Genomic DNA, 8,575 nt, shown 5'->3' with positions numbered 1-8,575 from the left:
AGCGCGCGCAATGCGGCGGCCCGCACGCCGCACGGGCCGGCCAGTACCGCGAGCGGCAGCGGCTCGCCCGCGCGCGGCGCCCAGTCGGGCGCGGCGAGCCACGCGAGCGGCTCGGTGAACAGCGGCGTGCCGTCTTCGCGCGGCGGGTCCTCGCCGGGTTCGTGCCGCACGATCGCCGCGTCGAGCCGGCGCTCGTCGTACTGCGCGAGCAGGTTCGTCGACATCCCGAGGTGCATTTCGAGCGACAGCCCCGGATCCTGCCGATGCAGACTCGTCAGCACGGCCGGCAGGTCCGGCACCGCGACATGCTCGCTGACGCCGAGCGACAGCCGGTGCGTGCCGGTCGCGATCGCGCCGAGCGCGCGATCGTGCGCATCGAGCAGCGCGCGGGCGGCCGGCAGGAAGCTTTCGCCGTCGGCCGCCAGTTTGACGACGCGCGGCGTGCGCGCGAGCAGCGGCTTGCCGAGATGGGCTTCGAGCCGTTTCAGCTTGAGGCTCACCGCCGATTGCGTGGTGCCGAGCGCGTCGGCGGCGCGCGTGAAGCTGGCGAGATCGGCGACCAGCACGAAGGCCCGCACCGCATCGAGATCGAGAACTTTCATTTCAGATGGAAATGGATGAAATATCCGAAGATGACTGTTTATTATAGTTTGGCGCGCCTAACCTGACGGGGCAGTCCGATGTTTCGATTCCCGACTTCACCGACAGGAGCAAGACCATGCCATTCACCCGTATCGCGCTGCGCGAAGGCAAGCCCGCCGCCTATCGCGCGGCTCTCGTCGACGGCGTGCATCGCGCGCTGATGCACGCGTTCAACGTGCCGGAAGACGACATCTTCATGGTCGTCACCGAGCATGCGGCGGAGAACTTCGTGTTCGGCCGCCATTACCTCGACATCGAGCGCAGCGACGATCTGGTGATGATCCAGATCACCGCGAACAACACGCGCACGCTCGAGCAGAAGCAGGCGCTGTACCGGACGATTGCGGACCATCTCGCGAAGCAGCCGGGCGTGCGGCCGCAGGACGTATTCATCAGTCTGGTCGAGGTGCTGAAGGAGGACTGGTCGTTCGGCAACGGCATCGCGCAATACGTCGTTTGATGCAGCACCGCGGGCGGGGCCAGATCGCTACCCGCACGCTTTCGGGCCGTGTACCATGAACGCTGCTTCACGGGCGACGCCGGCGCGGACGATGCGCCGGCGGTCCTTCATGTGCAGGAGCCTCCATGTCGCGTGTGCTGGAAGTCGTGTTGTGCCTGTCGCAGGACGGATGGCCGGCCAAGGCCTCGAATCGCGCGCGCGCCGCGCCGCGCGATTTCGGCGCCGAGCTGGTGCGGGCGTGGCGGATCTGTCCGCAGGTGCGGATGCGGCGCGGGCACGAGCGCGTGACGATCGAGCCGTGTCAGGTCGTCGAGGCCGAGCCGAGTCCCGGCGCAAGCTGGTGGACGTGGATCGAGTCGCATGCGCACGAGCGGCGCGTCGTCGCGTCGCGCACGCAGACGTTCGCGCCGGGCGTCACGCAGCGCGAGCTGTTCGATGCCGAGCATGCGGGAATCGTCGTGTCGGCGCTCGGTGCCGCGCACGGCGAAGGGGCCGTCGGCGGGGTGGATTCGTCGTCCGCGTCCGGCGGCGATGCGAAGCCTGCCGCGAAGTCCGAAACGAAGTCGGCGGCGCAGCCGGCCCGGAAGGCCGGGGCCGAAGCGTCGGCCGTGCCGGGGGCCGGCAGCAACGACGATGCGGAGTCCGACAGCGGTTCCGGCGGCCGCCACGCAGCCGCTGCCGACGCGCCGGCAGCATCCGAAGCGCCCGAGCCGGTTGCCGCGCCGGCGGGCCGCTGGCTCGTCAGCGAGCGGCGGCGCGGGCGCTGGGCCGACGACAGCGGCGTGGTGGTCGAGATGACGCTCGACGACTTCACCCTGCACGACGGCGATGCGCCGCCGCGCCGCTATGTCGAGCTGCGTCTCGCCGCGCCCGACTGGCAGACCCTCGAAGTGCGCACCGCCGCGCTGCGCGCGCTGTTCGCCGCCGCACGCGAACTGAGCGGCGCATGGCCCGCGTTCGTACAGCTGAGCAGCGTGATCGATCGCGCATGCGCGGGCGAATCCGCAGCCGCCGCGCCGGTCAAGGCGCAACTCGTCGACCTGACCGGCATCCGCTCGCAGCGCACCGCGCTGTTCGCGCTGTCCGGCGACATCGCCGCGCAATGGCTCGGCAACGAGGGCGGTGTGCTCGATCGCGACGATCCCGAATTCGTGCATCAGATGCGCGTCGCGCTGCGCCGCCTGCGCACGCTGATGCGCTTTTTCCCGCGCTTTGCCGACCGGCAATGGCAGGACACGTTCGGCACCGACTTGCGCTGGCTGGCCGCGCTGCTCGGCACGGTGCGCGACTGGGACGTGTTCTCGACCGAAATCCTGCCCGCGCTGATCGCGGCCGACGGCGGCGGCGCCGACTGGGCCGGCACGCTCGACGCCGCATGCGCGCAGAGCGCGGCTGCGCGCGTCGAGTTGCGGCAGGCGCTGCATTCGGCGCGCTATGCGCGGCTGACGCTCGGCTGGCTCGAATGGCTGAGCACGCTCGCGCTGCCGCCTGCCGCGGACGACGATGCGCCGTCGCTGCGCCGTCATGCCGCCAAGCGCGTGCGGCGGCTGTTCGGCCACCTGTACGCGTCGCCGTCGCTCACGTCGCTCGATACGGCCGCGCGGCATCAGGTCCGGATCGATGCGAAGCGGCTGCGCTACGCGCTCGAATTCTTCGCGTCGCTGGCGTCGCGCCGCACGCGCACCGAGACGGTCAAGACGCTCGCGCGCGTGCAGAGCGTGCTCGGCGAGGCGAACGACACGGTCGTCGCGCTGCATCATCTCGAGCAGCTCGCGGCGCCGGCGTACCAGATCGGTTTCGTGCGCGGCTATGGCGCGGCGCTCGAGCAGCGCGCCGCGCGCGACGCCGAGGCGCTGCTCGCCAGCCTGCGGCCGCCGAAGCTCGACGGCAAGGCGGGCTGAACAGCACGCGCCCTGCCTATAATGGCCGCCCGTTCCTTTCCAGCCGCCCGATGAGCGATACGCCACCTTCCTCCTCTTCCGCCGAACCGCTCGAACTGGGCGGCGAGCTGTGGCTGCGCGCCGGCGAGCAGACGCTCGGCGGCGCGACGCGCATCGCGCTGCTCGCGGCGATCGGCGACACCGGTTCGATCACGCGCGCGGCGAAGGCGGTCGGCCTGAGCTACAAGGCCGCGTGGGATGCGATCGACACGATGAACAATCTTGCCGGCGAGCCGCTCGTGGTGCGTTCGACCGGCGGCAAGGGCGGCGGCGGCACGACGCTGACGCCGCGCGCGACGTCGCTGATCGCCGCGTTTCGCACGATCGAGCGCGAGCATCGCCGCTTCATCGCGGCCGCGAGCGCGGCGGTGGCCGGGTTCGACGTCGACTGGGCGCTGATCGGCCGGATCGGCATGAAGACCAGCGCGCGCAACCAGTTGTTCGGCAAGGTCGACGCGATCGTGCGCGGCACGGTCAACGACGAGGTGACGCTGAGCTTGCCCGGCGGGCAGGCGATCGTCGCGGTGCTGACGCACGAGAGCGCCGACGGGCTCGGCCTGCAGGTCGGCGCGCCCGCGTGTGCGCTCGTCAAGGCGTCGTGGATCGTGCTGGCGGTCGACGACGGCGGGCCGGAGCTGAAGGTGTCCGCGCGCAACCGGCTGCGCGGGGCGGTCGAGTCGGTCGAGGCCGGGGCGGTGAACAGCGAGGTGACGCTCGCGCTCGACGGCGGCGGGACGCTGACGGCGGTCGTCACGAACGACAGCGTCGCTACGTTGCCGCTCGTCGCCGGGCAGCGTGCGATCGCCTTGTTCAAGGCGTCGAGCGTGATTCTCGCGGTGACCGGTTGACCCATTCGCGAGCCGGTGGGCAGGTGTGCCGCCGACGGCCGGATGGCGGGCCGACGCGGCAAAACCCGCGTCAACCCGGCTCCGGCTTCGTTTTCAGTCGGTGCCGCTCGAGGCGGCGTCTCTCAGGTTCCCGGCCGCGCAGCGCAACGACCGCGGTGTTGCCGGTCGATCACGCGACGCGCGTCGGCCACTCGGCGTGCGGCGTCGCAGTCTGCACGCGCCCGTCGTTCAGTTGCACGACCTGATCGCCGAACGCGGCGACATCGTCGGGATCGTGCGAGATCAGCACCATCGGAATGTCGAGCCGCGCCTGCAGTTCGGCGAGTTCGCGGCGCATCCGCTGGCGCATCGCGCCGTCGAGCGCCGCGAACGGTTCGTCGAGCAGCAGGATGCGCGGCTGCGCGACCAGCGCGCGCGCGAGCGCGACGCGCTGCTTCTGTCCGCCCGACAACTGCGACGGATACTGTCCGGCGAGCGCTTCGAGTTCGAACGCCCGCAGCCAGTACGCGACTTCGGGCGGCAGCGTCTTCGCGCGCGGGTTGCGCAGGCCCGACGTGAGCCCGAACGCGATGTTCTGGCGCACGTTCAGGTGCGGGAACAGCGCGTAGTCCTGGAACAGATACGCGACGCGACGCGCGCGGGTCGGCACGTCGATGCCGCGCGCGGCATCGAACAGCGGTTCGCCGTTCAGCGTGATCGCACCGTCGTCCGGCGCGAGCAGCCCCGCAATCGCCTGCAGCGTCATGCTCTTGCCCGCGCCGGACGGCCCGAACAGCACGACGCGCTGCGTCGTCGCGGTGAACGACACGTCGAGCGTGAAGCGGCGCTCGGCGGTCGCGTAGGTCTTGCGGATGTCGACGACGACGCTCACGCGGGCCTCCTCGGTGCCGATCCGCGCATGCCGGCAACGGGCGCCGCCACGCCGGGCGACGCGACCGGGGTAGCGGCGCGATACGGAAGCAGCGGGCGCGTCATGTCAGTTGACTCCGCCGCGCGCGCGCCGGCACGAGCCAGCCGGCCGAGAGCAGCACCAGCACGCAGGTGATCGACGTGACCAGCACGAGGAAATTGGCCGTGCTGTCGTCGCCGGCCTGCACGGCCGCGTAGATCGCGACCGACAGCGTCTGCGTGCGGCCGGGCAGGTTGCCGGCGATCATCAGCGTCGCGCCGAATTCGCCGAGCGCGCGCGCGAACGCGAGCAGCGCGCCCGCGAGGATGCCGCGCGCGGCGAGCGGCAGCGTCACGCGGAAGAACACCGCGGCTTCGCCGAGGCCGAGCGTGCGCGCGGCACGTTCGAGATGCGGATCGACGCCTTCGAACGCCGCGCGGGCCGACTTCAGGATCAGCGGAAACGCGACGATCATCGACGCGACCACCGCGCCCTGCCACGTGAAGACGAGCTCGATGCCGAGCCGGTCGAGCCACGCGCCGAACACGCCGCGCCGGCCGAGCAGCACGAGCAGGTAATAGCCGAGCACCGTCGGCGGCAGCACCAGCGGCAGCGTCAGCAGCGAATCGACGACGTCGCGCGCCGGCGAGCGCCAGCGCGCGAGCGCGAACGCGGCCGCGACGCCGAGCACGATGTCGAGCGCGGTCGCCCAGCCGGCGACCTTCAGCGACAGCAGCAGCGGTACCCAGGCGTCTTGCATCGCGCTGCGCTCACTTGCCCGCGGCCGGCTTGAAGCCGAACGTCGACAGCACCGCCTGGCCCTGCGGCGACGCGACGAAATCGATGAACGCCTGCGCCTGCGCGGCATGACGGCTGTCCTTGACCACCGCGATCGGATAGGTGATCGCCGTCTGCGTCGGCACTGTCAGCGCGACCTTCACGCGGCCGGGCATGATCGCGGCGTCGGTGCCGAACACGAAGCCCGCATCGACCTCGCCGCGCGCGACGTAGTCGAGGCTCTGGCGCACGTTCGCGGCCAGCACGCCCTTCGCGCTGACGGCGTCCCAGACGCCCGCCGCGCGCAGCGCGCCTTCGGTGTAGCGGCCGACCGGCACCGACGCCGGGTCGCCGTACGCGATGCGCTTCACGCCCGGCGCGGTCAGGTCGCGCAGCGACGTCGGCGCGGCCGCCTGGCTGTCCGCCGGCACGATCAGCACCAGCGAGTTGGCGGCGAAATCGCGGCGCGTGCCCGGCACGATCACCTTCTCGTCGACCGCGCGATCCATCGCCTTCTGGTCGGCCGAGGCGAACACGTCGGCCGGCGCGCCCTTCGCGATCTGCTGCATCAGCACGTCCGACGCGCCGAAATTGAACAGCACCTTGGTGCCCGGATGCTGCTTCTCGTACGCATCGCCGACGGCCTTGAACGCGTTCGTCAGGCTGGCGGCCGCCGACACGACCAGTTCGTCGGCGGCGGATGCGGGGGCGCTGAACGCGATTCCGGCGAGCGTGGCGATCGGCAGCAGTCGAAGCAGGGTGCGGCGAAGCGGACGGACGGATGAGCGCATGGCGGACGAGTTCGAGTGAGTGAAAACCGTAATCGTAATATAGGGCGGGTTATAACGCTCGACATACCGTTCATGCGAAGGGGCGCATGAATCGATTCAAACGGGGAAAGCGGCGCGGCCGGTTACGCGTGCAGCGTATGCGCGTGCGATTCGGTGCGCTGCAGCGACGACGGCTGCGACGCGGGACGGTAATTGGGGTTCGCTTTCCAGCGCGCACGCACGAACGGGCGTTCGTGGCCCGACAACTGCAGCGCGACCTTGGTGACCCAGCGGTGCGACGGCACCGTGATGCCGTGCAGCGCGACGGTGACGAGCGCGAGGCTCGCGACGACCGCCGGCACCGACCAGCGGTGCGGCACGGCGCGCCACGAGCCGGCGATGAAGGCCAGCGCGGCGATCGCGCCGACGATGCAGCCCGTGACCGATTCGGACGGCGAATGCGCATCGAGCGCGACGCGCGACACGCCGACCGCGACGCCTGCCGCGAGCCCGAGCGCGATGCCGGCGAGCCGCACCGGTGTGCGCGTGCGGATCAATGCGAGGAAGATCGCGACCGGATAGACCGAAGTCGACAGCATCGCGTGGCCGCTGAAGCCGGTGAAATCCCACGCGCGCACGCCGATCCCCCAGCCGAGGAACGCGATCTTCGTCAGCGCGACCACGCCGATCGCGGCCGCCAGCACGCCCAGCCACGCGAGCGCGCGTTGCCACGAGTAACCGAGCGCGAGCCAGACCGCGATCGTGATGGCGAGCGGCAAGGTCAGGCCCGCGCCACCGAACGCGGTGATCGTGATCCACAAGTGAGGCGGCAGGTCGAACATCGGGAAGGGAGCGTGCAGGGGCGGGACGAATGCTTAAATCAACGCGCGAGCCGGGAAGAACGACTACAACGGATACAAGCGGCGAAACCCCAGTATAGCGCCGCATGCGTACGAGGCCCGTTTTTTAGCGCGGCGGGAACTATCCGCACGCAGGAAAAATCCCATAAACAATGGTATGGTGCATTGCACAAATTCGAACGATGCGCCCGATGTGGCGTCCCCAATTTTTCCTGACTGCGAGCCCGATTGATGACCAAAAGTCTGACGAAGATGTGGCTGGGCGGCATGAAACGCATGCTGTCGCCGGTCGGCAAGCGCGCGGCGCGCGATGCCCAGCGGATCACGCGCGACGTGCTCGAAGCTGCCGCGACGCCTGCTGCATCCGATCTGTCCCCGCCGCGCGAATCGCGCGTGCGTCCGCGTGCCGCCGCATGGGCGACGGGCGACTGGACGCGCGGCGAACACCCGATGGCGCCCGCGCTCGGCCGTCTGGTCCAGCAGCTCGCCTACGGCCTCTACGTGCCCACCGGCCGCCGGCGCGGCGCGATGCCGCTGGTCGTGATGCTGCACGGCTGCCAGCAGAGCGTCGACGAGTTCGTGCAGGGCACCCGGATGAACCTGCTGGCCGACAAGCACGGCTTTGCAGTGCTGTATCCCGAGCAGTCGCGGCGCGCGCACTCGCACGGCTGCTGGCACTGGTACGAGGATACGGACCGCGCGGGCCGCGGCGAGGCGGACGCGGTCGCGTCGCTGGTCGACGCGCTGGTCGATGAGCACGGCTTCGACGCGTCGCGGGTCTATGTCGCCGGGCTGTCGGCCGGCGCGGGCCTCGCGGCGCTGCTCGCGCTGCATCACCCGGACCGTTTCGCGGCGGTAGCGCTGCATTCGGGGCCGGCGATCGGCGAAGCGAATTCGGGGATCACCGCGATGGACGTGATGCGGCGCGGACTGCGCCAAAACCCGGCCGCGACCGTGGACGCGCTGGTCGATTCGGCCGCCTATCCGGGCATGCCCGCGCTGATCGTGCAGGGCGACGGCGACCATGTCGTCGCGCCGAAGAACGCCGACCAGCTCACGGTGCAGTTCATGCGCCTGAACGGGCTGGCCGACAGCCGCGGCGCGCTGCGCGGCGGCGAGCGCGTCGAAACGCGCAAGGCGGGCACGCAGATCGTCGACGTATGCCGCGACGGCGAGACGGTCGTGCGGCTATGCCATGTGAAGGGGCTCGACCACGCATGGGCGGGCGGCGACGAAGCCGTCCCGTTCCACGCGGCGGTCGGCCCGGATGCGAGCGCAATGATCTGGTCCTTTTTTGCCGAGCACCGGCGCACTGTGGCGACCGAACGACGCACCGTCTGATCGACGCTGGCAAAGAACTAGGGTTTTCCCTATAATTCGGGAAAACCC

General features: G+C 70.5%; 9 protein-coding genes. 4 read left to right on the top strand and 5 right to left on the bottom strand.

Going from position 1 to position 8,575, the window contains the following annotated elements:
• A partial coding sequence (locus tag BST28156_RS02310; RefSeq protein WP_174901360.1) for a LysR family transcriptional regulator occupies nucleotides 1–602 on the bottom strand: 602 nt, incomplete at its 3' end.
• Between the two features lie 116 nt (nucleotides 603–718).
• Between BST28156_RS02310 and BST28156_RS02305 the strand changes: the two genes are divergently transcribed.
• The 3 genes from BST28156_RS02305 to BST28156_RS02295 all read left to right on the top strand — a co-directional run bounded on the left by BST28156_RS02305 (nucleotide 719) and on the right by BST28156_RS02295 (nucleotide 3,890).
• Nucleotides 719–1,102, top strand: a complete 384-nt coding sequence (locus tag BST28156_RS02305) for a tautomerase family protein (RefSeq protein WP_060245822.1) — start codon at nucleotides 719–721, stop codon at nucleotides 1,100–1,102.
• Nucleotides 1,103–1,227: 125 nt separating this feature from the next.
• Nucleotides 1,228–3,003, top strand: coding sequence for a CHAD domain-containing protein (locus BST28156_RS02300; protein ID WP_174901359.1), 1,776 nt, complete (start codon nucleotides 1,228–1,230; stop codon nucleotides 3,001–3,003).
• 50 nt (nucleotides 3,004–3,053) lie between these two features.
• Nucleotides 3,054–3,890 (top strand): TOBE domain-containing protein, encoded by an 837-nt coding sequence (locus BST28156_RS02295; protein WP_174901358.1) that lies wholly within the window; start codon nucleotides 3,054–3,056, stop codon nucleotides 3,888–3,890.
• A 169-nt stretch (nucleotides 3,891–4,059) separates the two neighbouring features.
• Here BST28156_RS02295 and BST28156_RS02290 read toward each other — a convergent pair whose 3' ends face one another.
• From BST28156_RS02290 to BST28156_RS02275, 4 genes are all read right to left on the bottom strand, one after another.
• Nucleotides 4,060–4,761 carry a sulfate/molybdate ABC transporter ATP-binding protein gene (locus BST28156_RS02290; protein WP_060245825.1) on the bottom strand — a complete coding sequence of 234 codons (702 nt, stop codon included), beginning with the start codon at nucleotides 4,759–4,761 and terminating at the stop codon, nucleotides 4,060–4,062.
• Between the two features lie 100 nt (nucleotides 4,762–4,861).
• Nucleotides 4,862–5,539 (bottom strand): molybdate ABC transporter permease subunit, encoded by a 678-nt coding sequence (gene modB, locus BST28156_RS02285; protein WP_040130224.1) that lies wholly within the window; start codon nucleotides 5,537–5,539, stop codon nucleotides 4,862–4,864.
• 10 nt (nucleotides 5,540–5,549) lie between these two features.
• A complete protein-coding gene (modA, locus tag BST28156_RS02280; RefSeq protein WP_174901357.1) occupies nucleotides 5,550–6,347 on the bottom strand; it encodes a molybdate ABC transporter substrate-binding protein in 798 nt (265 codons plus the stop codon).
• A 122-nt stretch (nucleotides 6,348–6,469) separates the two neighbouring features.
• Entirely contained in the window at nucleotides 6,470–7,168 is a 699-nt protein-coding gene (locus tag BST28156_RS02275; protein ID WP_060245828.1) for a phosphatase PAP2 family protein, read from the bottom strand.
• A 249-nt stretch (nucleotides 7,169–7,417) separates the two neighbouring features.
• Between BST28156_RS02275 and BST28156_RS02270 the strand changes: the two genes are divergently transcribed.
• Nucleotides 7,418–8,527, top strand: coding sequence for an extracellular catalytic domain type 1 short-chain-length polyhydroxyalkanoate depolymerase (locus tag BST28156_RS02270; RefSeq protein WP_174901356.1), 1,110 nt, complete (start codon nucleotides 7,418–7,420; stop codon nucleotides 8,525–8,527).
• The last annotated feature ends 48 nt before the right edge of the window (nucleotides 8,528–8,575 follow it).

Origin of the sequence: Burkholderia pseudomultivorans, assembly GCF_902499075.1 — a bacterium.
GTDB classification, from domain to species: Bacteria; Pseudomonadota; Gammaproteobacteria; order Burkholderiales; family Burkholderiaceae; genus Burkholderia; species Burkholderia pseudomultivorans.
Note: the sequence above shows the minus strand (reverse complement) of the source record. Positions and strands in the feature narration are given on the sequence as shown.

Excerpts from the sequence above, each read along its gene's own strand:
- BST28156_RS02305 (WP_060245822.1), top strand. The coding sequence starts at position 719 with ATGCCATTCACCCGTATCGCGCTGCGCGAAGGCAAGCCCGCCGCCTAT.
- BST28156_RS02300 (WP_174901359.1), top strand. The coding sequence starts at position 1,228 with ATGTCGCGTGTGCTGGAAGTCGTGTTGTGCCTGTCGCAGGACGGATGG.
- BST28156_RS02295 (WP_174901358.1), top strand. The coding sequence starts at position 3,054 with ATGAGCGATACGCCACCTTCCTCCTCTTCCGCCGAACCGCTCGAACTG.
- modB (WP_040130224.1), bottom strand. The coding sequence starts at position 5,539 with ATGCAAGACGCCTGGGTACCGCTGCTGCTGTCGCTGAAGGTCGCCGGC.
- modA (WP_174901357.1), bottom strand. The coding sequence starts at position 6,347 with ATGCGCTCATCCGTCCGTCCGCTTCGCCGCACCCTGCTTCGACTGCTG.
- BST28156_RS02275 (WP_060245828.1), bottom strand. The coding sequence starts at position 7,168 with ATGTTCGACCTGCCGCCTCACTTGTGGATCACGATCACCGCGTTCGGT.
- BST28156_RS02270 (WP_174901356.1), top strand. The coding sequence starts at position 7,418 with ATGACCAAAAGTCTGACGAAGATGTGGCTGGGCGGCATGAAACGCATG.